The organism is Bradyrhizobium sp. LTSP857, from assembly GCF_000938285.1.
Lineage (GTDB): Bacteria > Pseudomonadota > Alphaproteobacteria > Rhizobiales > Xanthobacteraceae > Bradyrhizobium.
Window position 1 is genome coordinate 100,990 of the sequence record NZ_JYMS01000017.1, and the last position, 23,249, is coordinate 124,238.

Annotated in this window: 20 protein-coding genes; 6 read left to right on the forward strand and 14 right to left on the reverse strand. The window is 62.8% G+C overall.

What is annotated here, in order from left to right:
* Position 1: 1 nt before the first annotated feature.
* The 6 genes from UP06_RS08580 to UP06_RS08605 are packed head-to-tail and all read right to left on the reverse strand — an operon-like array spanning position 2 to position 7,502.
* Positions 2–814 (reverse strand): Cof-type HAD-IIB family hydrolase, encoded by an 813-nt coding sequence (locus UP06_RS08580; protein ID WP_045002082.1) that lies wholly within the window; start codon positions 812–814, stop codon positions 2–4.
* A complete protein-coding gene (locus UP06_RS08585) occupies positions 811–1,368 on the reverse strand; it encodes a gluconokinase (protein ID WP_045002084.1) in 558 nt (185 codons plus the stop codon). Before UP06_RS08585 ends, UP06_RS08580 begins: the two co-directional genes overlap by 4 nt.
* Positions 1,355–2,104, reverse strand: a complete 750-nt coding sequence (gene pgl, locus UP06_RS08590) for a 6-phosphogluconolactonase (protein ID WP_045002086.1) — start codon at positions 2,102–2,104, stop codon at positions 1,355–1,357. Before pgl ends, UP06_RS08585 begins: the two co-directional genes overlap by 14 nt.
* Positions 2,104–3,615, reverse strand: coding sequence for a glucose-6-phosphate dehydrogenase (gene zwf / locus UP06_RS08595; RefSeq protein WP_045002088.1), 1,512 nt, complete (start codon positions 3,613–3,615; stop codon positions 2,104–2,106). The genes pgl and zwf overlap by 1 nt, the downstream gene beginning before the upstream one ends.
* Positions 3,616–3,640: 25 nt before the next feature.
* Positions 3,641–4,639 (reverse strand): phosphogluconate dehydrogenase (NAD(+)-dependent, decarboxylating), encoded by a 999-nt coding sequence (gene gnd / locus UP06_RS08600; RefSeq protein WP_045002090.1) that lies wholly within the window; start codon positions 4,637–4,639, stop codon positions 3,641–3,643.
* Between the two features lie 13 nt (positions 4,640–4,652).
* Positions 4,653–7,502, reverse strand: a complete 2,850-nt coding sequence (locus UP06_RS08605; RefSeq protein WP_045002092.1) for a bifunctional transaldolase/phosoglucose isomerase — start codon at positions 7,500–7,502, stop codon at positions 4,653–4,655.
* A 294-nt stretch (positions 7,503–7,796) separates the two neighbouring features.
* Here UP06_RS08605 and UP06_RS08610 point away from each other — a divergent pair, with 294 nt between their 5' ends.
* The 4 genes from UP06_RS08610 to UP06_RS08625 all read left to right on the forward strand — a co-directional run bounded on the left by UP06_RS08610 (position 7,797) and on the right by UP06_RS08625 (position 13,504).
* The gene (locus tag UP06_RS08610; RefSeq protein ID WP_045002093.1) at positions 7,797–8,435 is read left to right on the forward strand and encodes an STM3941 family protein; all 639 of its coding nucleotides are present in this window, start codon (positions 7,797–7,799) and stop codon (positions 8,433–8,435) included.
* A 299-nt stretch (positions 8,436–8,734) separates the two neighbouring features.
* Entirely contained in the window at positions 8,735–10,678 is a 1,944-nt protein-coding gene (locus UP06_RS08615; RefSeq protein WP_045002095.1) for a PrkA family serine protein kinase, read from the forward strand.
* 19 nt (positions 10,679–10,697) lie between these two features.
* Positions 10,698–11,972 carry a YeaH/YhbH family protein gene (locus UP06_RS08620; protein ID WP_197087150.1) on the forward strand — a complete coding sequence of 425 codons (1,275 nt, stop codon included), beginning with the start codon at positions 10,698–10,700 and terminating at the stop codon, positions 11,970–11,972.
* Entirely contained in the window at positions 11,969–13,504 is a 1,536-nt protein-coding gene (locus UP06_RS08625; RefSeq protein WP_045002098.1) for a SpoVR family protein, read from the forward strand. Before UP06_RS08620 ends, UP06_RS08625 begins: the two co-directional genes overlap by 4 nt.
* A 9-nt stretch (positions 13,505–13,513) precedes the next feature.
* On the opposite strand, the gene UP06_RS08630 is transcribed toward UP06_RS08625, so the two are convergent.
* The 5 genes from UP06_RS08630 to UP06_RS08650 all read right to left on the reverse strand — a co-directional run bounded on the left by UP06_RS08630 (position 13,514) and on the right by UP06_RS08650 (position 16,045).
* A complete protein-coding gene (locus tag UP06_RS08630; RefSeq protein ID WP_045002099.1) occupies positions 13,514–13,963 on the reverse strand; it encodes a DUF1801 domain-containing protein in 450 nt (149 codons plus the stop codon).
* Positions 13,964–14,024: 61 nt separating this feature from the next.
* Positions 14,025–14,456, reverse strand: coding sequence for an SRPBCC family protein (locus tag UP06_RS08635; protein ID WP_045002101.1), 432 nt, complete (start codon positions 14,454–14,456; stop codon positions 14,025–14,027).
* Positions 14,453–14,776, reverse strand: coding sequence for an ArsR/SmtB family transcription factor (locus tag UP06_RS08640; protein WP_045002102.1), 324 nt, complete (start codon positions 14,774–14,776; stop codon positions 14,453–14,455). Before UP06_RS08640 ends, UP06_RS08635 begins: the two co-directional genes overlap by 4 nt.
* 98 nt (positions 14,777–14,874) lie before the next feature.
* On the reverse strand, positions 14,875–15,324 hold the full coding sequence (locus UP06_RS08645) for a DsrE family protein (RefSeq protein ID WP_045002104.1): 450 nt from the start codon (positions 15,322–15,324) through the stop codon (positions 14,875–14,877).
* A gap of 100 nt (positions 15,325–15,424) precedes the next feature.
* Positions 15,425–16,045, reverse strand: coding sequence for a hypothetical protein (locus UP06_RS08650; protein WP_045002106.1), 621 nt, complete (start codon positions 16,043–16,045; stop codon positions 15,425–15,427).
* Positions 16,046–16,370: 325 nt separating this feature from the next.
* On the opposite strand from UP06_RS08650, the gene UP06_RS08655 reads away from it, so the two are divergent.
* A complete protein-coding gene (locus tag UP06_RS08655; protein WP_045002108.1) occupies positions 16,371–17,900 on the forward strand; it encodes an SUMF1/EgtB/PvdO family nonheme iron enzyme in 1,530 nt (509 codons plus the stop codon).
* A 17-nt stretch (positions 17,901–17,917) separates the two neighbouring features.
* Entirely contained in the window at positions 17,918–18,364 is a 447-nt protein-coding gene (locus UP06_RS08660) for a DUF4399 domain-containing protein (RefSeq protein WP_045002109.1), read from the forward strand.
* On the opposite strand, the gene UP06_RS08665 is transcribed toward UP06_RS08660, so the two are convergent.
* From UP06_RS08665 to UP06_RS08675, 3 genes are read right to left on the reverse strand one after another with little or no spacing between them, the layout of a single operon-like run.
* The gene (locus UP06_RS08665) at positions 18,365–19,420 is read right to left on the reverse strand and encodes a 2-oxoacid:ferredoxin oxidoreductase subunit beta (protein ID WP_045002110.1); all 1,056 of its coding nucleotides are present in this window, start codon (positions 19,418–19,420) and stop codon (positions 18,365–18,367) included.
* The gene (locus UP06_RS08670) at positions 19,417–21,264 is read right to left on the reverse strand and encodes a 2-oxoacid:acceptor oxidoreductase subunit alpha (protein WP_045002111.1); all 1,848 of its coding nucleotides are present in this window, start codon (positions 21,262–21,264) and stop codon (positions 19,417–19,419) included. Before UP06_RS08670 ends, UP06_RS08665 begins: the two co-directional genes overlap by 4 nt.
* On the reverse strand, positions 21,234–23,033 hold the full coding sequence (locus UP06_RS08675; protein WP_045002112.1) for an FAD-dependent oxidoreductase: 1,800 nt from the start codon (positions 23,031–23,033) through the stop codon (positions 21,234–21,236). Before UP06_RS08675 ends, UP06_RS08670 begins: the two co-directional genes overlap by 31 nt.
* Positions 23,034–23,249: the final 216 nt, after the last annotated feature.

The window sequence follows — 23,249 nt, forward strand, 5'->3', positions numbered from 1 at the left end:
CTCAGCCCACCCCGTTCCACTTCAAGATCATCTCCATCGCCTCGGCAAAACCGTCCTGCTCGTTCGTCGCCGTGACGTTGGTGGCCTGCTCCTTGACGCTGTCGGTGGCGTTGCCCATGGCGATCGACGTGCCGCTGACGCGGAACATCGCGAGATCGTTCTGCATGTCGCCGATCGTGGCGACCGCATTGGTCGCAATGCCCAGACGCTTTGCCATCGCCTGCACGAAGGTGCCCTTGTCGAAGCCGGGTGGCGTGATGTCGAGATAATAGGTCTGCGAACGCACCGCAGTCGCCTGCGTGCCGAGCGCCTCCTGCATCGCTTTTTCGCAAGCCTCCAGGCCGGCCGCATCGGCGCTGGCGCCGACGATCTTGCAGGCGCTGGCTAGGTACGGTGAGAAATCCGTCACGATGGTCGGATCGGACCGGATCGTGTGCTGCTCGTGGGCGACGTATTTGCCGCTGGGGTTATCAATCAGCCATTTGTCGTAGGTGAAGACCCAGATGTCGGCGCCGAACTCGCGGAGGATTTGCAGGGACCGTTCGGCGGCGCTGGCGGGGATCAGATGCTGCTCGACCGGATTCATCTCGGGATCGACGATCGAGGAGCCGTTGAACGGGCCGACCGGCAGCCAGAGCGCGAGCGGCTCGATCAGGAAGCGCATGCCGATCGCGGGGCGGCTCGAGGTGATGGTGAAGCCGATGCCGGCCTGGTGCAGCCGCCGCACGGCGTTCCGGGCGCGGTCGGTCAGCGTCTTGTCCTTGGTCAGCAGCGTGCCGTCGACGTCGGAAACCACGAGTGAGATTTGCGTCATGGCATGACCTTAGGTTTCACGGCCTTGGGTTTGTCGCCGCCTAGTTTCAATTGCCGCACGATGCCGTCCACGATCGCCTCGACGGATTCGTCGATCGACGCCGTGATGACATGCTCGCCCGCCTCGGGCGGCTCGAGCGTGTTGAATTGGCTGGTCAGGAGCCCGGGCGGCATGAAATGGCCCTTGCGGTGGACGAGCCGGTCGGCGATCAGCTGCTGCGTGCCCTTCAGGAAGACGAAGCGGACGTCGTCGCGTCCACGCAACAGCACGTCACGATAGGTGTGCTTCAGCGCCGAGCAGGCGATGATGACGTGCTCGCCTTGCTCGCAGACCCTTGCAATCTCGTCGGCGATGGCATTGAGCCAGGGCCAGCGATCCTCGTCGGTGAGCGGATGGCCGGCCCGCATCTTCGCGACATTGCCGGCGGGGTGAAGGCTGTCACCGTCCTCAAAGCGCCAGCCGAGGCGTTTGCCGAGCAATTCCGCAACCGTGCTCTTGCCCGAGCCCGACACGCCCATCACGATCAATGCACAAGGTGCTTCAGCGCCCGCCACGAATTCCCTCCGGAAGCGCGGCCTGGTCGACCAGCCAGACGGTCTCGCCATTCGAGCGCGCGCGTACGGCCGGCAGAGTCTCGCCATTGAGGAGGCGCGTCAAGATCGGCTGCTTGTCATGCCCCGCAATCTCGAACAGCATTTCGCGGCAGGACGCCAGCGCGGGCAAAGTCAGCGAGACCCGCGGCACGAAGGGCGCGACATTGGCCTTGGGGACGCCGACGACCCAGCGCTGCGTCTCCTCGATCGCGGGATAGCCCGGGAAGAGCGAGGCGGTGTGGCCGTCCGGTCCGGCGCCCATCAAAACCAGGTCGAACAGCGGCCGCGCCGGATCGAGGCTTTCAGCGCCGTAGAAGGTTTGCAGCTCGCGGGCATAGGCCTCGGCGCTGGCATCGGGATTTTCAGCGGTGGTCGCGATGGGATGGATATGGCCGGACGGTGCGCTGTGATCGAGAAAGGTCGCGCGTGCGACTGCCATGTTGTTGAGGGGATCGCTCGAAGGCACGAAACGCTCGTCACCGATGAACCAATGCACGCGATCCCACGGGATTCTGCCGCGCCAGCCATCACTTCCGAGCAACTGGTAGAGTTTCTTCGGGCTGGAGCCGCCGGTGAGGCAGATCGCGATGCGCCCGGGATTGGCCGAAATCAGCGCCATCACCCGTTCGGCGGCAGCCTGCGCCAGCGCCTCGGCATCAGCCACGACGATCAGCTTCGGCTGGTCGGCCGCTGCCATCACGTAAACTTCCGCCAGCTGCGTCCGTCGCGCTTCAGCAGCTCATCGGCGCAGGCAGGGCCGTCGCTGCCCGCGGGATAGGTCTCGATGCCGTTGGTGCCAGCCTGTTTCCAGGCGTCCAGGAATGGCTGCACCGCCTGCCATCCGGCTTCGACGCCATCGGCGCGCTGGAACAGGATGTTGTCGCCGATCATGCAGTCGTAGATCAGCGTCTCGTAGCCGGTTGAGGGATCGGCTCGGAAATAGTCGCCGTAGCGGAATTTCATCTCGACGCCGTCGATGGTGATACTGGGTCCTGGGATCTTGGCGTTGAACTGAAGCTCGATGGTCTCGGTTGGCGCAATGCCGATGGTGAGAAAGTTCTGCGAGAGACGGTCGACCGCCGTGCCTGAGAACATCGACAGCGGCGCCTGCTTGAACTTGATCGCGACTTCGGTGCGCTTGTGACCCAACGCCTTGCCGGTGCGCAGATAGAAGGGCACGCCGGCCCAGCGCCAATTGTCGATCATCAGTTTGAGCGCGACATAGGTCTCGGTGGTGCTGCCGGGCTTGACGTCCTCGGTCTTGCGATAGTCGGTGATTTCGTCGTCGCCGATGCGGCCGGCGAGATATTGGGCGCGGACTGAGCTCTTCAGCGCTTCCTCCGCATTCGGCTGCTGGATCGCGGCGAGAACCTCGGCCTTCTCGGAGCGCACGGAATGGGCGTCGAAGCGGGCGGGTGGCTCCATTGCGACCAGCGACATCAGCTGGAACAGATGGTTCGGCACCATGTCGCGCAACGCGCCGGTGGCATCGTAGAAGCCGCCGCGATGGCCGACGCCGAGCTTCTCTTCCACCGTGATCTGGATGTGGTCGATGTGGTTGCGATTCCAGATCGGCTCGAACATGCCGTTGGCAAAGCGCAGCACCAAAATGTTCTGCACCGTCTCCTTGCCGAGGTAATGATCGATCCGGTAGATCTGGTGCTCGTCCATGATCTTGAGCAGTTCGGCATTCAACGCGCGCGCCGAGACGAGATCGGTGCCGAACGGTTTTTCGATCACCAGCCGCCGCCAGGCGCCGTTCTCCCTCATCATACCGGTGCGGCCGAGCTCGCGCGCGGTAGGCGCGAACGCGGCCGGCGGCGTGGCCAGATAGAACAGCCGGTTGCCGCCGGTGTCCTGCGCGCATTCCAGCGAATCCAGATGCTCGCGCAAGCGGTCGAACGAGGGGGGATCCTTCGGATCGGCCTCGACGAAGGTCACGCATTGCAGCAGCTTCTGGGCAACGACGTCGTCCACGGGACGGGTCGCGAACTGGCGCAGGCCCTTCAGCAGGCTGTCGCGCAGCTCGTCATCCGACTGGCTGTTGCGGGCCACGCCGACGACGCAGAACTTCTCCGGCAGCATGTGCTCGGCCGCCAGATTGTAGAGAGAGGGCATCACCAGCCGGTGGGTGAGGTCTCCGGTCACGCCAAAAATGACGAAGGCGCAATTTTCCGGCTTGCGCTTTGCTTGCGGGTCTTTTGTCACGAATGATCGGCCTTCGCTTTTGTTGTTATTTCGACTTTGCTGCGTCCGGCTGCTTCGGCTCCTTGTGGCCGCCAAAACCCGCGCGCATCGCGGAGAGAATTTTTTCGGCGAAGGTGTGTTCCTGGCGGGAACGGAAACGTGCGTAGAGCGCCGCGGTCAGGACTTCGGCCGGCACCGCTTCGTCGATTGCCGCATTCACGGTCCAGCGGCCCTCACCGGAATCCTCCACGAAGCCGGAATATTCGGAGAGCGTCGGGTTGTCGGCGAGCGCGGTTGAGGTGAGGTCGAGCAGCCAGGACGGGATCACGCTGCCGCGCCGCCAGACTTCGGCGATGTCAGGGAGATTGAAATCGAAACGATGATCCGCCGGCAGGGCATCGATATTGGCGTTCTTGAGGATGTCAAAACCTTCGGCATAAGCCTGCATCAGGCCGTATTCGATGCCGTTGTGGATCATCTTGACGAAATGACCGGCGCCGACGGGGCCGGCATGGATATAGCCCTGCTCGATGCGAGGGTCGCGGCCGTCACGTCCCGGCGTAAGCGGAATGTCGCCGGCGCCGGGCGCCAGCGCAGCAAAGATTGGATCGAGCCGGTCGACCACCTGCTTCTCGCCGCCGATCATCATGCAATAGCCGCGGTCGAGGCCCCAGACGCCGCCGGACGTGCCGACGTCGACATAGTGGATGCCGCGCTCTTTCAGCGCTTTGCCGCGGCGGACGTCGTCCTGCCAGAAGGTGTTGCCGCCGTCGATGATGACGTCGCCTTCCTGCATCACACCTGCGATCGTGTCGATCGTCGCTTCGGTGATGCGCCCCGCGGGCAGCATCACCCAGGCCGTGCGCGGCCGCTCGAGTTTGGCGATGAACTCTTCCAGGGTTGCCGATCCCTGCGCGCCGTCTGCGGCCAGGCCGGCGACGGCCTTGGCGTCCTTGTCATAGACCACGGTCGAATGGCCGTGGCGCATCAGCCGGCGAACGATGTTGCCGCCCATCCGGCCGAGGCCGATCATGCCGAGTTGCATTTGAAAGATCCCCTTAATTCAGTGCGTTCGTGAGCGCGGCGTTGAGCGCCGCGAGACCTTTCTTGAGCGGACCCTTCAGGTGCACGCGAAGCGCACGCCGGCCGCGCTCGGTGAGCACGTCGAAGTCGCCACGCGCCTGCGCCGCCTTGATCACGCCAAAGCTCGCCTTCTGGCCCGGCACCGGAAGATCCTTGGCATCATCCGCGGTGATCTGGAGGAACACGCCGCTGTCCGGGCCGCCCTTGTAGGCCTGCCCCGTGGAATGCAGGAAGCGCGGCCCGAACTCCGCACAGGTCGCGACGTGGCGCTTCTCGCGCACCTCGAGCCGCATCGCCTGGAGCGCATCGATGGTAGCCTTGTCGCGCGCGATGTAGCCGAGCAGGGCGACATAGTCGCCATGGTTGGAGCGGGAGAGATGCGCCTTCAGCCATGAGGTGAGGTCGCCATTGGCGCCGGCGGCGCGGAGTGCCGCGGCGTTGGTCGCGTCGGTGTAGAGATCGGCCTCCGCGGTGCTGACCACCGGCTGCTCGGCCGGCAGCGCGCCGGTCTTCTCGAACGATGACGTCAGCTCACGGGTCTTGATCTTGGCCGCCTCCACGTCGGGCTGGTCGAACGGGTTGATGCCGAGGATTGAACCGGCAACAGCCGTCGCCATCTCGAAGCGGAAGAACTCCTGGCCGAGATAGTCGATCGACTTCATGACAATGCGCACGACCGGGTGGCCGGCCGCTTCGATTGCTGCAAGCTTTGAGTCATGGGCGGCATCCGCCTCGCCCTCGGTACGGATGTCGATGAAGAAGCGGTCGTTGCCGTAAAGCGAAGGTTCGCCCAGCGGCTCGCCGGCGATCGGGATCAGGCCCTTGCCCTCCTTGCCGGTCGATTCCGCGATGAGCTGCTCGGCCCAGGCGCCGAAATCGGCGATCTTGTTCGACGACAGGATCGTCACCTTGTCGCGGCCTTCGAGTCCGGCGAGGCCCATGGCAAGCCCGAGCTGCACACCCGGATTTTCCTGCGGCGGCACGTCAGGTCCGCAAGAGCGGGCCATCGAAAGCGCGTGCTTGATCAGGGTCTTGACGTCGATGCCCGCGGTTGCCGCCGGCACCAGGCCGAACGGCGAGAGCACCGAATAGCGTCCGCCGATCGAGGGCTCGCCGTGGAAGATGCGAGCATAGTTCAGCTTCTTGGCGGCCTTCTCCAGCGACGAGCCGGGATCGGTCACGGCGATGAAGCGATAGCCGGTCTTGACCTTTGGGCCGACAGCCTGCGCGACGCGCTCGTGGAAATAATCCTTCATCGCGTTCGGCTCGGTGGTGCCGCCCGACTTGCTGGAGACGATGAACACGGTATTGGCGATGTCGATCCTGGCTTCCATCGCCCGCACCTGCGCCGGATCGGTCGAATCCAGTACGTGCAGCTTCGGGAAGCCTGACTTCCGCGCAAACGTCTCGGCCAGCACCTCCGGTCCGAGGCTCGATCCGCCCATGCCGAGCACGACGGCATCGGAGAATTTCTGGCCCTTCACGCGGTTGGCATAGTCCTCATAGTCGGCGACGTCGGCCTTGGCCGCGCTGTCGAGCCAGCCGAGCCATTTGTCCTCGTCCGTGCCGGTCCAGACCGATTTGTCGCGCTGCCACAGCTTGCGGATCTTTGCAGAGGCGCGCCACTCCTCGGTGCTCTTTGCGATCGCCTTGCCGAGCCCGTCGCCGAGCGACAATTGCTGGCGATCGATCGCCGGCCCGAGCACTGTGGCGCGCTTGTGGGCGACCGCGCCATAGAGCTTGTCGGCAGCGTCGGCGAACTGCTTGACGCCGTCCTTGACGAGCTCTTCGGTGATCGCATCCAGCGAAACACCGGAACGCTCCAGCTCTTCCAGCACGCGGCGGGCATCGTCGACATTTTCTTCCAGACTGTCGCGCGCCTTGCCGTGGTCGCGGAACGCATCGAGCGTCGCCGGTGGCACGGTGTTGACGGTGTCTGGCCCGATCAATTCCTCGACATAGAGGACGTCGCTGTAATCCTTGTTCTTGGTGCCGGTCGAGGCCCACAGCATCCGCTGCGGCTTGGCGCCCTTGGCGGCGAGCTTGTCCCAGCGCGGGCCAGAGAACAGCCGCTTGTAGTCCTGATAGGCGACCTTGGCATTGGCGATCGCGACCTTGCCCTTGAGCGCGGCCAGCCGTTCCTTTTCGGATGGATCGTTGGCGCGTGCGATCTTCTCGTCGAGCTGCTTGTCGACCACCGAGTCGATACGGCTGACGAAGAAGCTCGCCACGCTTGCGACATGCGACGGGTCTCCGCCGCCTGCGACGTATTTTTCGAGACCGGCGAGATAGGCCTCGGCCACCTCCAGATACACCGCCTTCGAGAACAACAGCGTGATGTTGATGCTGATGCCGTCGCCGATCAGCGTTTCGACCGCCGGCAGGCCCTCCGGCGTCGCCGGTACCTTCACCATCAGGTTCTTGCGATTGACGTCCTTCCAGAGCCGCCGTGCCTCGGCGACCGTGCCGGCGGTGTCCATCGCCAGGTAGGGCGAGACCTCGAGGCTGACATAGCCGTCATGGCCATTGAGCCTGTCATAGACCGGGCGCAGCACGTCGGCGGCGCTCTGGATGTCCTCGATCGCGACGGTCTCGAACAGGTCGGCCACCGTCCGGTCGCCGCGCTTCAGCGCCTTGCCGATCGGGGCGTCGTATTCGTCCGAGCTGCCGATCGCCTTCTCGAAGATCGACGGGTTCGAGGTGACGCCCTTGACGCCGTCGGTGTCGATCAGCCGCTTCAAATCGCCTTTGGCGATGAAGCCGCGGGCCAGGAAGTCCAGCCAGACGGCTTGTCCGTGCTTTTCCAGTTCTTTGACGGGATTCATGATGTTTATTTATCTCCAAGCCTGCGGGCGAGGGGTTTCCGCGCCGGTCCTGACGCGCTATCCTGTAGCTTACATGCTCCCGGGAGGGAACCAATCAAGGGCATTGGCGTCATACTCTCAGTGTAACTCCGTTGCGATCATGACGATCCAGGCGGCAGTGGTGATTTTGCGTAATAAAAATCATTGGCCGGTGTGGTTCGGCCGAGGTCTTGTTGCGTAATTTCGACTTGTCGCGTCACGGAGTGTCGTCAGTGGATTCTGGTCCCGCCTGACGCATCATTAGCTCGGTCGCGAATGGCCATGCTGGGGGAAAGCATGCACGCACATCCTGATGGTGTCGCCGACAGCCCGCAATCGGTCGCGCCGGCCGTCTGCATCGACGCGACCCACGATCTCGAAATCGGTCAATGCGTCACGCGCCTGCGGCTGCTGGTCGCGGCGGGCTTCGCCATGACGCTGCTCAGCGCAGGCCTTGTCTTCGACTGGTGGGACGGCATCGGCGAATACGATACGGCGATGGGCTATGCCGGTGTCGCGGTGTTCGGCCCGATCACCTCGTGGCTGATCTGGTTGCTGCCGGGCGAGCGGGGGCCGGTCGTGATCGTCACCCCCTACGGCATCCGTGATCTCCGGGTCGGCAATGAATTTCTGCTGTGGGACTCGATTGCGGATGTTTCGGCTGAGGACTGCCGCGGGCACAAGGTGATTGTGCTGACGCCGACACCGGCCTTGCTGCGGCAGCTGTCCTGCATCCGTGCCGCCTCGCGCGCTACGCAGGCGGACCGCATCGTCATTCAGTCCGAGGGGCTGGCGACGGATTTTGACACATTGCTGCGCGCCTGCCGCGACTGTCATGCTGCCAGCGATTCACGCACCGCATTGCGGCGAGACCGCGATCACGGCGCTCAAAGCCTGGCCGCACAAGCGTCATAAAGCTGCCGTCGGCCCGCGGCTATGCTGCGCTGCCGGATGACCGATACCCCGGTAACGCCCGGATGTTGCGGTGAGGCGACATTTGCTGGAAATTAGCGAATACAGGTATAGATTCGCATAAATAACAGGCAGGTGCCTGTTCGTAACTCACCCGATGCCTACGTTGTGCGTTGCGTGGTGAAGGCCCGCGGGTGTCGAATGATCGTCATGTGCACACGCTGATTCGAGAGTGGCGCTAAGGAACGGTCCGGTCGCTGCTTTCGTTCAGTTGTGTAGCGGAACTCACGCGGAGAGGGATCATGTACAACGATTCGCTATTCAACGCTTTCGCTAAGTCGTTCGAGGCGAGAAGCCAGCACGACATGTCGATGGCGGAATATCTGGAATCGTGTCGAAGCGATCCCATGAAATACGCCAATGCAGCCGAACGATTGCTAGCGGCGATCGGTGAGCCCCAGACCATTGACACGGCCAAGGACCCACGCCTTGGCCGTATTTTTTTGAACCGCACGATCCGTACCTATCCAGCCTTCGCCGGCTTCTACGGCATGGAAGAAACCATCGAGCGCATCGTCGGTTTCTTCCGGCACGCGGCGCAAGGCCTCGAAGAGCGCAAGCAGATCCTCTATCTGCTCGGCCCGGTCGGCGGCGGCAAATCCTCGCTCGCCGAGCGGCTGAAGTCGCTGATGGAAGTGCATCCGATCTACGTGCTCAAGGCCGGCGATGAACTCTCGCCCGTGTTCGAGAGCCCGCTCAGTCTGTTCGATCCCGATCAGCTCGGGCCGATGCTGGAAGAGAAATACGGCATTCCGCGCCGGCGTCTCACCGGCCTGATGAGCCCGTGGTGCTACAAGCGGCTCGAGGCCTTCGGCGGCGACATTTCCCAGTTCAGGGTCGCAAAAATCCAGCCATCGCGGCTGCGCCAGATCGGTATCGCCAAGACCGAACCCGGCGACGAGAATAACCAGGACATCTCCTCGCTGGTCGGCAAGGTCGATATCCGCAAGCTCGAGACCTACGCGCAGAACGATCCCGACGCCTACAGCTATTCCGGCGGCCTCAACCGCGCCAACCAGGGCGTGCTCGAGTTCGTCGAGATGTTCAAGGCGCCGATCAAGATGCTGCATCCGCTGCTGACCGCGACGCAGGAAGGCAACTACATCGGCACCGAGAATATCGGCGCGATCCCGTTCACCGGCGTCATCCTCGCGCACTCGAACGAAGCCGAGTGGTCGAGCTTCAAGGCCAACAAGAACAACGAAGCCTTCATCGACCGCATCTGCGTGATCAAGGTGCCTTATTGCCTGCGCATCACGGAAGAGCAGAAGATCTACGAGAAGCTGATCCAGGGCTCCGAGCTCGCGGCCGCACCCTGCGCGCCCTCGACGCTGGAGACGCTGGCCCGGTTCTCGGTGATGTCGCGCCTGCGCAAGCACGAGAATTCCACGACGTACGCCAAGATGCGGGTTTACGACGGCGAAAGCCTGAAGGAATCCGATCCGAAGGCGCGCAGCGTCCAGGAATATCGCGATGCCGCCGGCGTCGACGAGGGCATGGACGGCGTGTCCACCCGCTTCGCCTTCAAAATCCTGGCTGCGACCTTCAACCACGATCCGCAGGAGGTCGCCGCCGACGCCGTGCATCTGATGTACGCGCTGGAACAGTCGATCAAGCGCGAGCAGCTGCCTGAGGAAGTCGAGAAGCGCTACCTCGAATTCATCAAGGCGGATCTTGCACCGCGTTATGCCGAGTTCATCGGCAACGAGATCCAGAAAGCTTATCTCGAATCCTACTCGGATTACGGCCAGAACCTGTTCGACCGCTACGTCGATTACGCCGATGCCTGGATCGAGGACCAGGACTTCAAGGATGCCGACACCGGCCAGCTGCTCGATCGCGAATTGTTGAACCAGGAACTGACCAAGATCGAGAAGCCGGCGGGCATCGCCAACCCCAAGGATTTCCGCAACGAGGTGGTCAAATTCTCGTTACGGTCGCGCGCCCAGAACGGCGGCAAGAATCCAACCTGGATTTCCTACGAGAAGATTCGCGATGTGATCGAAAAGCGGATATTCTCTCAGGTCGAGGACCTGCTTCCGGTCATCTCGTTCGGGTCGAAGAAGGACGGCGAGACGGAGAAAAAGCACGGCGAGTTTGTCGCACGCATGGTGGAGCGCGGCTACACCGAGCGTCAGGTTCGCCGACTGGTCGAATGGTACATGCGCGTGAAGCAAGCCGGTTGAGGCGGATGAGAAAGTGGCCATTCACATTATTGACAGGCGCCTGAATCCAGGCGGCAAGAGTCTTGAGAACCGGCAGCGGTTCTTGCGTCGGGCCAAATCCCTGGTGCAGGGCGCCGTCAAGAAGACCTCGCAGGAACGCGACATCAAGGACGTCCTGGAGGGTGGTGAGGTCACGATTCCTCTCGACGGCATGCATGAGCCCCGTTTCCGCCGTGAAGGCGGGACGCGGGACATGGTGCTGCCCGGCAACAAGAAGTTCATCGAGGGCGACTACCTCCAGCGCTCCGGCCAGGGCAGCGCCAAGGATTCCGGTCCGGGCGAAGGCGACAGCGAAGACGCCTTCCGCTTTGTGCTGAGTCGCGACGAGTTCGTTGATCTCTTCCTCGACGATCTCGAGCTTCCCGATCTCGCCAAGCGCAAGATCGCGCAGACCGAGAGCGAAGGCATCCAGCGCGCCGGCTACACCACGTCGGGCTCGCCATCCAACATCTCGGTGAGCCGGACGGTTCGGCGCGCAATGGCGCGCCGTATCGCACTCAAGCGTCCCAGTAAGGACGAGATCGAAGAGCTGGAAGCCGCCATTGCCGCATGTGCGGATGAGGACGAGCGTTTAGTGCTGCTCGCCCAGCTCGAAAAACTGAAGGCGAAATCCAAGCGGATTCCCTTCATCGATCCGATCGACATCCGCTATCGCCGCTTCGAGACGGTCCCGAAGCCGGTCGCGCAGGCCGTGATGTTCTGCCTGATGGACGTCTCCGGCTCGATGTCCGAGCACATGAAGGATCTGGCGAAGCGCTTCTACATGCTGCTCTACGTGTTCCTGAAGCGCCGCTACAAGCATGTCGAGATCGTCTTCATCCGCCACACCGACCGCGCCGAGGAGGTCGACGAGCAGACCTTCTTCTACGGTCCGGCGTCCGGCGGCACGCTGGTCTCCAGCGCGCTCCAGGCGATGCACGAGATCGTGCGCGAGCGCTTCAATCCGTCGGACTGGAATATCTACGCCGCCCAAGCCTCCGACGGCGACAATTCCTATTCCGACGGCGAGCTCACGGGCATGCTGCTGACCGACAAGATCCTGCCGGCCTGCCAGTTCTTTGCCTATCTCGAGGTCGGCGAGTCCGGCGGCAGCGCCTTCGATCTCTCCGACTCCTCGCTCTGGACCCTTTATGATCGCCTGCGCAACAGCGGCGCACCGCTCTCGATGCGCAAGGTCAGCGAGCGCAGCGAGATCTTTCCGGTGTTCCACGACCTGTTCCAGCGCCGCGAAACCCAGGAGAAAGCCGCTCCATGACGGAACGCTTGTTCGAAGGCGCGGATTGGGATTTTCACACCTTGCAGCGCATTACGGACGCCTGCGAGGAGGTGGCGACGAACGATCTCGGCCTCGACGTCTATCCGAACCAGATCGAGGTCATCACCGCCGAGCAGATGCTGGATGCGTATTCGTCCGTCGGCATGCCGCTGTTCTACAAGCACTGGTCCTTCGGCAAGCACTTTGCCTATCACGAGGCGTCCTATCGCAAGGGCCTGATGGGGCTCGCCTATGAGATCGTGATCAACTCCTCGCCCTGCATCTCCTACCTGATGGAGGAGAACACGGCGACGATGCAGACGCTGGTGATCGCGCACGCCGCCTTCGGCCACAACCACTTCTTCAAGAACAATTACCTGTTCAAGCAGTGGACCGACGCCGACGGCATCCTGGATTATCTCGACTTCGCCAAGAACTACGTGATGAGTTGCGAGGAACGCTACGGCCGCACCGAGGTCGAGCGCACGCTGGACGCCGCACATGCGCTGATGTCGCACGGTATCGACCGCTATCCCGGCAAGAAGAAGCTGGACCTGCGCGCGGAAGAGAAGCGGGCAGGGCGCCGCCGCCAGCACGAGGAGGAAGTCTTCAACGATCTCTGGCGCACTGTGCCCAAGGGCGCGTCCAAGACCAAGTCTGCGCTGAGTATCGAGCGCCGCCGCAAGCTGCTCGGCCTGCCGCAGGAAAACCTGCTCTATTTCCTGGAAAAGAGCGCGCCCCGGCTCGCCCCCTGGCAGCGCGAATTGCTGCGCATCGTCCGCCACATCGCGCAATATTTCTATCCGCAGAGCCAGACCAAGGTGATGAACGAGGGGACGGCGACCTACGTCCACTATCGCATCATGACCAAGCTGCACCAGCAGGGTCGCATCACCGACGGCAACTTCCTCGAATTCCTGCAATCGCACACCAATGTGGTGTTCCAGCCCGAATTCGACGATCCGCGTTACTCCGGCTTCAATCCCTATGCGCTCGGCTTCGCGATGATGCAGGACATCGAGCGCATCGTCACCAGTCCATCGGACGAAGACCGCGAATGGTTCCCGGACATCGCCGGCAAGAATGACGTGATGGGCGTGCTGCGCGACGTCTGGGCTAACTATCGCGACGAGAGTTTTATCGCCCAGTTCCTGAGTCCGAAGCTGATGCGGCAGCTCCGCATGTTCCATCTGCATGACGATCCCGAGGAGCGCGCCGGCATCCGCGTCGATGCCATCCACGACGAGCGCGGCTTCCGCCGCGTGCGGCGCGAACTGGCGCGGCAGCATGATGTCGGCTACATCGATGCCAATATCGAGGTGGTCGACGTCGATCTCTCCGGCGACCGCCGGCTGATCCTGCACCACCGCGTCATCAAGGGCTCGCAGCTCAACGAGACCGATGCCAAGCGGGTGCTCCAGCACCTCGCCGATCTCTGGACCTATGACGTGGCGCTGATCGAGGTCGACGCCAACGACAAGGTCTTGCGCGAATATGTCGTGAGCCCGCGCCCGATCACCGCGGCGGCGTGAAGCCGCCGGCTACGCCGAACGCTTCTTTGCCGGCTTGCTTTTGACCTTGGACGCGTTCAGGGCCACGGCGGCGCGGATGAGCGTCTTCAGCGCCTTCTCATTGATTTTCGCGCCCTCGTGAAAATCGATCGCGCGCCGCACATTTCCCTCAAGGCTCGAATTGAACAGGCCGGCCGGGTCATCCAGCGCCGCGCCCCTGGCAAACGTCATCTTGACGACGGCCTTGTAGGTCTCGCCGGTGCAGATGATGCCGTCGTGCTCCCACACGGGAACGCCGCGCCATTTCCATTCCTCGACCACGTCGGGATCGGCATCCTTGATCAGGCCACGAATCCGCTTGAGCATCTCGCCGCGCCAATCACCGAGCTCCTTGATCCTGCCGTCGATCAGTTTCGAGGGGGAGGCGCTGGTCGCGTCTTTCGCGCTGTTCTTTTTCGCCGTACTCGTCGCCTTCTTCATGATCCTGCCTTTTCGGTATCGATCTATTCTCTGCCGTCATTGCGGGCGCGGTCGCTGGCGCTCAGTCGGTCCTTGCCAACAGCTCATCCAGCTTTGCGAAAAACTGCTTCCAGCCGGCATGTGCGCCGCCATAGGCCTGCTTCTGGCTGGGACGGAAGCCTGCTTGCTCGACGCGCAGATGGGTGCCCGCGCCCGTCGGGGTCAGCGTGAACGTCACCACGCTCTTGAGATCGTAGGCCGCGTCCGCATGCGTGAAATTCCAGGTGTAGGCGAGCGATCGCTGCGGCTCGATGGCGAGGACCTCGCAGTCCAGCACGCCGCCCCATTCGCCGCGAAGATTGAAGCGGTGACCGACGGTGGGCTTGAAGTCGTTCTTCATCAGCCATTCCTCGATCAGATGCGGTTGCGTCAGCGCGCGCCACAGCCGCTCCGCCGGAAAGGCAAATTCGCGCTCGATGACGACGGAACGGGTTTCAGTCGCAGCTTCTGTCATTGGTCCATCCTCTTCAGGAGATCGTCCAGCGCATCGAGCCGGTTCTGCCAGAACCCGGCCATCTGGCTGGTCCAGTCGATCAGCGGATCGAGCGCGCCGGGTTGGGCGCTGTAATGGGTTTGCCGTCCCTCATGGCGATCGCGCACGAGGCCTGCCTGCTTCAGCGCGCCGAGATGTTTTGAGACCGCCGGCTGGGAAACGCCGGATCGCGCTGTCAGTGCCCCGACCGTCTGCTCCCCTTCGCGGCATAGCCGCTCGAAGATCGCCCGCCGGGTCGGATCGGCGAGGATCCTGAACAGAAGATCGGGTGCGGCAGACATGCGAAATCCATAACCAGTGAGTTATGGATCGATTCATAACCGTATAGTTATGGGTAAGTCAAGTGCGACGCGGCAGATTTTGGGGGCGAAGCTCGATGCTACGGCCGCAAATACAGATAGCCCTGCGATTGCAGCTCGGCCAGGCGAACCACGCCGCCTTTCTCCGCGCTGACGAATCCGGGCAAGAGATCCGTGAGCGTGATGTTCTGCGCCTTCATCGTGTTGCCGCAGGCGGCAAGCTCGACGCCGTCCTTGGAGAAATCGCCGATCCGTTTGCTGATGTCAGGGTTGGCCTGTGCCCAGTGAAACGCCTTCAGCGCCGGCCCGTGGATCACCAGCGCGATGGTCACATGGTCGGGGCCGCCGACGCCGTCGATGTGGTTCTGGATGTTGCCGAGCACGAAATTGACCTTCTCGGCGTCGCTGAGATGGTAGACGACCTTGAGCTTGTTCGAAGGTGCGGCTTCGGTCGCGGCCTGGGCCCGCGAGGCGGCAAACGCTGCGCCCAGGGCGGAGACGGTGCTCCACAAGATGTTCCGGCGGTTCATGGCGATCTCCCTCGAAGCATGATCCGGAAAAGTGCAAAGCGGTTTTCCGGAAAGATCATGCGCAAAAACAACGATTGCGTCTGACTTTGCCGGACACATATCATTTGTGGCGGAGCGCGGCGAGTTCCTTGCGATCGGTCACGAGGGCGGCGCACTCGCTGTTGTCGGCCCGGTCGAGCCGGAAAATCCCGTCGTCGGGGCCCGCGACCAGCGATCGTTCGGCCTCGTCGTCCGGCTTGTTGTGCAGCCAGACCCTGACGCTCGCGAGCCGCACGATGGCTGATTTGTCGTCCTTCGACAGCGCGACGCCGATGCCGCCGCCTTCGCAGTCGACGCCGCAGCCGAGGCGGGTCTCGTTGCCGTCCTTCACGAATATCACGTGATGGCAGGAGCCGCTGGAATCGAAATCGCCCGAGCGGTGGCGGTATCTGAAGCCAAGCCGGAACGAGTTGTGGAGCTGCTTGTCTTCCTCGTCGACTTCCGCCGAGACCAGCAGCTTCATCGAAGCGACCTTCTGCTTGGGATGCCGCGCCAGATGCTCAGCATCGTAGCGGCGCACGAAGCAGGCATAAGCCTTGTTGCCCGGCGTGCCCGCATACATCCGCGCGTTGAAGGTCTCCGCTTCGGCCTTGCTGGCCTCGCGGATGTCGTCGGCCTCCTCGGCCCGGGCAGCGCCAATGAAGGCGGCAAGGGCAAGCGGCAGGACAAGGGCAAGCTTCATGATCGCACCGAACGCGTGAGCTGTTGACGGTCCGCTCGGGGACGATGAGGACCGGTATGCGGTTGGTCGCAGGCCAACCGCGGCGCGTTCAGGAGCTTTCGACACCGTCGTCACAGGACAGATCTCAGATGGATGTTCCGCGCGTTGCTTAGTCGCGGGCTAGGCCGGGAAGGTTCAAGCAAAGGAAAGCCGCCGCTCCCTGGAACTCGATGTCGCGATTCCTTCGACGTTGTCCGAGTTCGTCAGTGTGATAGCCTTCACAGACAATTGTTTCTCTAAGTCGTATGTTGGGGCTGCCTCTTGCAAGTTTGTGGAGTGCCCCGCAATGGGCGAAATTCGCAATTTCAGGTCCGGAAGTCACGATGAGCCGCCGCCAAACGGCAGGATGTCTCGTCGTCTCGCGGCCATCATCGTCGGTGACATCGCCTCCTACAGTCGCCTGATGCAGGCCGACGAGGAGGGCACGCATGCCCGCGTCAAGCGGATCGAGCGGGATCTCATCGAGCCCAGTATCGTTGAGCACCATGGAAGCCTGGTGAAGACGACGGGCGACGGCTTCATCGCCATTTTCGACAGTCCCGTCGAGGCCGTTCGATGCAGTATCGTCATCCAGCAGAATCTCGTCGGCCGCAACGCCTCGCTTTCGAAGGATACCCGGATCGAATACCGGATCGGCGTCAATCTCGGTGACGTCATCGTGGAGCCGGACGACGTCTATGGCGACGGCGTCAACATCGCCACGCGGATCGAGGGTATCGCCGAGCCTGGCCAAGTCTACATCTCCGGCGCGATCTACGAGCAGATCAAGCACAAGGTGGTGTGCGGCTATGAATCGCTCGGGGACCGCAAGGTCAAGAACATCACCGATCCGGTGCGCGTCTATCGTGTACTGCCGGACGCAGATGCGGTCGGCAGGACGCGAGGCCGACGCGAGAACACCCTGATCTTTCTCCTGGGCATCACGCTGCTCGTCATCGCCAGCGGCGTGCTCTGGTATCTACTGGCGCAGCCGCCCGGCCGGGTCGGCGAGCAGGCCGCCGTGCCCACCGTCTCTCCGGCCGTATCCCCGAGCCCGCAAGCTCCGCCGCGGGAAGCGGTGACAGCAACGCCGCAGCCGTCTTCCTCAGTGGCTTCGTCACCACCGTCGCCCGCCCCGGCGCCAAGCCCATCGATGACACCGGTCCGCGAACCCGAGATGATCGCCATTCGCGGCGGAAGCTTCGCAATGGGAAGCAACGATGATCCGACCGAACGTCCCGTCCACCAGGTCACGATCAAGCCATTCTCGATCGGAAAATATCCCGTGACAGTGCAGGAATGGAATGAATGCGCCGCCGCCAAGGCCTGCGGGTTCACCGCCACCGGCAAGGACGATGCGCCGATCACGAATGTGAGTTGGACCGACGCACAGCAATATGCCGCCTTTCTCGTGCAGACGACGAAGAAGCCCTACCGGCTCCCAAGCGAAGCCGAATGGGAATATGCGGCGCGCGGCGGAACGTCGACCAAATATTGGTGGGGCGACAAGCTCCAGCAAGGCATGGCGGGGTGCAAGGACTGCGGCGACGCAGCGACCGAGCAGCCGGTGAAGGTCGGCAGCTTCAAGCCGAATCCTTTTGGTCTCCACGACATGGGCGGTGGTGTCGACCAATGGGTCGAAGACTGCTGGCACAAGACCTATCAGGGCGCGCCCAATGACGGCTCGGCCTGGAGCAGTGGGGATTGCAGTTCGCACGTCCTGCGCTCGGGCTCCTGGAAGAACGATTCGAGATATGTGCGGCCGTCCAACCGCGACGGTTACGACACCAATGTTCGTTACCCGACGCATGGATTCCGCGTCGCGCTCAGTCCTTAACTGCCGGAGTCAATTTGATGCAAATCCTTCGCTGCGTTGCGCTGTCGGCGGTGCTCGCATTGCTCCCGGGCATGGCCTTCTCGCAGGGGAAGCCTGCTCCAAAGGACGCAAAGGTCTATTTTATCACCCCGTATGACGGGCAAAGGGTGCGCGGCGGATTCCTGGTCCGGTTCGGCTTGCGCAACATGGGTGTGACGCATGCCGGCGACGACTACCAGAACGCCGGCCACCATCATTTGCTGATCGACGTCAACGACCCCATCGATCCGAAGGAGCCGATCCTGCAGGACAAGTCGCATCTGCATTTCGGGGCAGGGCAGACCGAAACATTTCTCGAGCTTCCGCCCGGGACCCACACCCTGCAACTGGTGTTGGGCGATGCGAAACATTATCCGTTCGACCCGCCTGTCGTGTCGGACAAGATTACCGTCCGCGTCAGGCAGCCGCCTCAGCGCGGCAAATGATCACCGCAGGCTGGCGTTGAACTTGTCCAGCGCCGCCGAGCCCGGGCACAGCGTGTCCGCCTCCAGCGTGTTGAGCGGCGTCTCCACCGTGTTGAGATGCGTGTGCAGATCGTCTGCGTCGGGATCGACGTACAGGAGACCGGTGACGATCTGGCCCTTGGCGGCGTGCCTCGCGAGGAACGTCTGCGCGCCGAGCCGGTCATGCGGATCGTAGTCCGCATCGATCTTGCGCAGCGCGATCTTGCTGCCGTCATGCTGCTCGACCACCTGCACCGTGCCCGGCGCATAATCGACCGCGATCGGATCGCGGCCCACCAGCACGTCGAGCCGGTTCACGGCGTCATTGTGCTCGCGGACATAGTCAAAGCTCTTGGTCGAGCCGGCGTGGTTGTTGAAGGCGATGCAGGGGCTGATGACGTCGATAAAGGACGCGCCCTTGTGGCCGATCGCGGCCGCGATCAGCGGCACCAGCTGGGCCTTGTCACCGGAAAACGAGCGCGCGACGAAGGTGGCGCCGAGCTGCAACGCGATCGCGACGAGATCGATCGCGTTGTCGGTGTTGGTGACGCCCTTCTTGCTCTTCGAGCCACGGTCGGCGGTTGCCGAGAACTGGCCCTTGGTCAGGCCGTAGACGCCGTTGTTCTCGACGATATAGGTCATGTTGACGCCGCGCCGGATCGAATGCGCGAACTGGCCGAAGCCGATTGAGGCGGAATCGCCGTCGCCGGAGACGCCGAGATAGATCAGGTCGCGGTTGGCGAGGTTGGCGCCTGTCAGCACCGAGGGCATGCGGCCGTGCACGGAGTTGAAGCCGTGCGAATTGCCGAGAAAATAATCCGGCGTCTTCGACGAGCAGCCGATGCCGGAGATCTTGGCAACCCTATGCGGCTCGATCGAGAGCTCGTAGCAGGCCTCGATGATCGAGGCCGTGATCGAATCATGGCCGCAGCCGGCGCACAGCGTCGAGATCTTGCCCTCGTAGTCGCGATGCGTGTAGCCGAGTTCGTTCTTCTTCAACCCGGGGTGATGGAATTTCGGCTTGGCAATGTAGGTCATGATACGGCCTTGCGGAGCGGGGTCACCTTGAGGTGATCCTGGTGGTCGCCAATGGCTTTTGCGATGTAGCGGGCGGTGATCGGTGAGCCGTCGTAATGCACGATCGGCACGAGGCGTACCGGGTCGATGCCGTTCTCGTTGACGATGAGCTGACGGAGCTGGCTGTCGCGGTTCTGCTCGACCACATAGACGAAATCGTGCTCGGCGAGGAAGCTCGCCACGCTCGAATGGAACGGGAAGGCGCGGATGCGGAGGCGGTCGAGCTGATGCCCGCGTGCCTCGAGCATCCCGATCGCTTCGTCCATCGCAGGCGAGGTCGAGCCGAAATAGATCACGCCATATTTGGTCGGCCGCTCCGCATTGGCTTGCAGCGGTCGCGGCACCAGATCCTGCGCGGTCTCGAACTTGCGAACGAGGCGCTGCATGTTGTCGGCATAGACCGAGCCTTCCTCGGAGTAGCGCGCATAGCGGTCGCGCGAGGTGCCACGGGTGAAATAGGAGCCCTTGGTCGGATGCGTGCCGGGATAGGTGCGGTAGGGGATGCCGTCGCCGTCGACGTCGAGATAGCGGCCGAAGTCGCGGCCTTCGTCCAGCATCTGTGCGGTCATCACCTTGCCGCGGTCGTACTGCTTGGAATCGTCCCACTTCAGCGGACGGCTGAGGCGGTGGTTCATGCCGATGTCGAGATCGAGCATCAGGAAGATCGTGGTCTGGAGCCGCTCGGCGAGATCGAAGGCGGCTGCCGCAAACTCGAACGCTTCCGCCGGGTCTTCCGGGAACAACAGCACATGCTTGGTGTCGCCATGCGAAGCATAGGCGCAGGCGATGATGTCGCATTGCTGGGTGCGGGTCGGCATGCCCGTCGAGGGGCCGGCGCGCTGGATGTTCATGATCACGGCCGGGATCTCGGCGAAGTATGAGAGGCCGATGAACTCCGTCATCAAGGAGATGCCGGGGCCGGATGTCGCGGTGAAGGCGCGGGCGCCGTTCCAGGAGGCGCCAATGACGATACCGATTGAAGCCAGTTCGTCCTCGCCCTGCACGATGGCGTATTTCGACTTGCCGGTCGCGGGATCGTGCCGGTACTTCTTGCAGTGGGCGGTGAAAGCTTCCGCCACCGACGAGGACGGCGTGATCGGATACCAGGCGCATACGGTGGCGCCGCCATAGACGGCGCCGAGAGCGGCGGCGCTGTTGCCCTCGATGAAGATGCGGTCGCCGACCTTGTCGGATTTCTTCACCCGCAGCCCGGTCGGGCATTTCAGGTTTTGCAGCGCCCAGTCGCGGCCGAGATGCAGCGCGTGGACGTTGGAGGAGAGCAGCTTCTCCTTGCCCTTGTACTGTTCGCCGATCAGCTGCTCGATCAGCTTGGGGTCCATGTCGAGCAGCGCCGAGAGCGCGCCCAAATAGATGATGTTCTTGAACAGCTGACGCTGGCGCGGATCGGTGTAGGTCGAGTTGGTGATCGCGGTCAGGGGTACGCCGATCACGGTGATGTCGTCGCGGAATTTCGTCGACGGCAGCGGCTTGGTGGAATCGTAGAACAGATAGCCGCCGGGCTCGATGCCGGCGACGTCCTTGTCCCAGGTCTGCGGGTTCATCGCCACCATCATGTCGACGCCGCCGCGGGCGCCGAGATGGCCTTCTTCCGTCACCCGTACCTCGTACCAGGTCGGCAGGCCCTGGATGTTGGAGGGAAAGATGTTGCGCGGTGATACCGGCACGCCATGGCGCAGGATCGCGCGCGCGAACATTTCGTTGGCGCTGGCCGAGCCCGATCCGTTGACGTTGGCAAAGCGGACGACGAAGTCGTTTACGCTGCTGATCGGCTTTTTGTCGGACATGCTGAACCTGCTTGGGTCATTTCGATCAAATACTTCTGCATGTCCCAGGCTCCTGTGGGACAACGCTCGGCGCACAGCCCGCAATGCAGGCAGACATCCTCGTCCTTCACCATCACGCGCCCGGTCTTGAGGTCGCTGGACACGTAGAGATCCTGGTCCGGATGGAGCGAGGGCGCCTTCAGATGCTGGCGCAGATCGGCTTCCTCGCCATTCTCCGTGAAGGTGATGCAGTCCATCGGGCAGATGTCGACGCAGGCATCGCACTCGATGCAGAGCGAGGTCGAGAACACGGTCTGGACGTCGCAGTTCAGGCAACGCTCGGCTTCACCGAGCGCGAGCTTGACGTCGTAACCGAGCTCGACCTCGGTGCGGATGTCCTTCAGCGCGATCACCTTGTCGCGATGCGGCACCTTGAAGCGCTTGTCGTTGGAGATGTCGTTGTCATAGCTCCACTCGTGAATGCCCATCTTCTGCGAGGAGACATGCACCTCCGGCAGCGGCCGTTCGGTGATGTCCTCGCCCGAGAGCAGCTTGTGGATCGACAACGCGGCGTCATGGCCCTGTGCGACTGCCCAGATGATGTTCTTGGGGCCGAACGCGGCATCGCCACCGAAGAACACCTTCGGATTGGTCGAGACGAAGGTCTTCGGATCGACCTTGGGCATGTGCCATTTGTCGAACTCGATGCCGCAATCCTGCTCGATCCAGGGGAAGGCGTTCTCCTGGCCGACCGCGACCAGCACGTCGTCGCACGCGATAGTCTGGTCCGGCTCGCCGGAGGGAACGAGATTGCGGCGGCCCTTGGCGTCGTATTCGGCCTTCACCTTCTGGAAGGTGACGCCGGTGAGCTTGCCGTTGTCGTGGACGAAGGCGACCGGGACGAGGAAGTTGATGATCGGGATGTCCTCGTGGATCGCGTCTTCCTTCTCCCAGGGCGAGGCCTTCATCTCCTCGAAGCCGGAGCGCACGACCACCTTGACGTCTTCGCCGCCGAGGCGGCGCGCGGTGCGGCAGCAATCCATCGCGGTGTTGCCGCCGCCGAGCACGATCACGCGCTTGCCGATCTTGTCGATGTGGCCGAACGACACCGATGACAGCCAGTCGATACCGATATGAACGTGGGCGGCGGCCTCCTTGCGGCCGGGAATGTCGAGCTCGCGGCCGCGCGGCGCGCCGGAGCCGACGAAGATCGCGTCATATTTCTCCGCGAGCAGCGCCTTCATACTCTCGATGCGATGGCCGCCCCTGAACTCGACGCCGAGATTGAGGATGTAGCCGGTCTCCTCGTCGATCACCGAATTGGGCAGGCGGAATTTCGGGATCTGCGTCCGCATCATGCCGCCGGCTTCGGGATCACCGTCGAACACGGTGCAGTGATAGCCGAGCGGCGCGAGATCGCGCGCCACGGTCAGCGACGCCGGGCCACCGCCGACGAATGCAACGCGCTTGCCGTTTTTCGCGGAGGGTTTCGGCAAGCGATGCGTGATGTCGTCCTTGAAGTCGGCGGCGACGCGCTTGAGGCGGCAGATCGCAACCGGAGTCTCCTCGACGCGTCCGCGGCGGCACGCCGGCTCGCATGGACGATCGCAGGTGCGTCCCAGGATTCCGGGAAACACGTTCGACTTCCAATTGATCATATAGGCGTCGCTGTAGCGGCCTTGTGCAATCAGTCGGATGTATTCGGGAACCGGGGTGTGCGCAGGACAAGCCCATTGGCAATCGACCACTTTATGAAAGTAGTCGGGGGCCGCGATATCGGTTGGTTTCATTCCTACCCTGTCCGCGCAGGCTCAAAGACCCGGCGGCCTTTTCTTGAGCTTGGCGAACGCTAACGCGCTTCGATCTGGTTTCTGAATGACGTCATTGGGTTAGCTTATTAGAACCGCTCCGAAGTACAACGGCAAATTTTCGCGATTGACCGCTTTCATGGGAGCTACGCGCGCACAGCATTAACGGCCGCGCGCAACCAATGCGGCGGTGCAATA

Excerpts from the sequence above, each read along its gene's own strand:
- UP06_RS08580 (WP_045002082.1), bottom strand. The coding sequence starts at position 814 with ATGACGCAAATCTCACTCGTGGTTTCCGACGTCGACGGCACGCTGCTG.
- pgl (WP_045002086.1), bottom strand. The coding sequence starts at position 2,104 with ATGGCAGCGGCCGACCAGCCGAAGCTGATCGTCGTGGCTGATGCCGAG.
- gnd (WP_045002090.1), bottom strand. The coding sequence starts at position 4,639 with ATGCAACTCGGCATGATCGGCCTCGGCCGGATGGGCGGCAACATCGTT.
- UP06_RS08605 (WP_045002092.1), bottom strand. The coding sequence starts at position 7,502 with ATGAATCCCGTCAAAGAACTGGAAAAGCACGGACAAGCCGTCTGGCTG.
- UP06_RS08610 (WP_045002093.1), top strand. The coding sequence starts at position 7,797 with ATGGCCATGCTGGGGGAAAGCATGCACGCACATCCTGATGGTGTCGCC.
- UP06_RS08615 (WP_045002095.1), top strand. The coding sequence starts at position 8,735 with ATGTACAACGATTCGCTATTCAACGCTTTCGCTAAGTCGTTCGAGGCG.
- UP06_RS08625 (WP_045002098.1), top strand. The coding sequence starts at position 11,969 with ATGACGGAACGCTTGTTCGAAGGCGCGGATTGGGATTTTCACACCTTG.
- UP06_RS08630 (WP_045002099.1), bottom strand. The coding sequence starts at position 13,963 with ATGAAGAAGGCGACGAGTACGGCGAAAAAGAACAGCGCGAAAGACGCG.
- UP06_RS08635 (WP_045002101.1), bottom strand. The coding sequence starts at position 14,456 with ATGACAGAAGCTGCGACTGAAACCCGTTCCGTCGTCATCGAGCGCGAA.
- UP06_RS08640 (WP_045002102.1), bottom strand. The coding sequence starts at position 14,776 with ATGTCTGCCGCACCCGATCTTCTGTTCAGGATCCTCGCCGATCCGACC.
- UP06_RS08645 (WP_045002104.1), bottom strand. The coding sequence starts at position 15,324 with ATGAACCGCCGGAACATCTTGTGGAGCACCGTCTCCGCCCTGGGCGCA.
- UP06_RS08650 (WP_045002106.1), bottom strand. The coding sequence starts at position 16,045 with ATGAAGCTTGCCCTTGTCCTGCCGCTTGCCCTTGCCGCCTTCATTGGC.
- UP06_RS08655 (WP_045002108.1), top strand. The coding sequence starts at position 16,371 with ATGGGCGAAATTCGCAATTTCAGGTCCGGAAGTCACGATGAGCCGCCG.
- UP06_RS08660 (WP_045002109.1), top strand. The coding sequence starts at position 17,918 with ATGCAAATCCTTCGCTGCGTTGCGCTGTCGGCGGTGCTCGCATTGCTC.
- UP06_RS08665 (WP_045002110.1), bottom strand. The coding sequence starts at position 19,420 with ATGACCTACATTGCCAAGCCGAAATTCCATCACCCCGGGTTGAAGAAG.
- UP06_RS08670 (WP_045002111.1), bottom strand. The coding sequence starts at position 21,264 with ATGTCCGACAAAAAGCCGATCAGCAGCGTAAACGACTTCGTCGTCCGC.
- UP06_RS08675 (WP_045002112.1), bottom strand. The coding sequence starts at position 23,033 with ATGAAACCAACCGATATCGCGGCCCCCGACTACTTTCATAAAGTGGTC.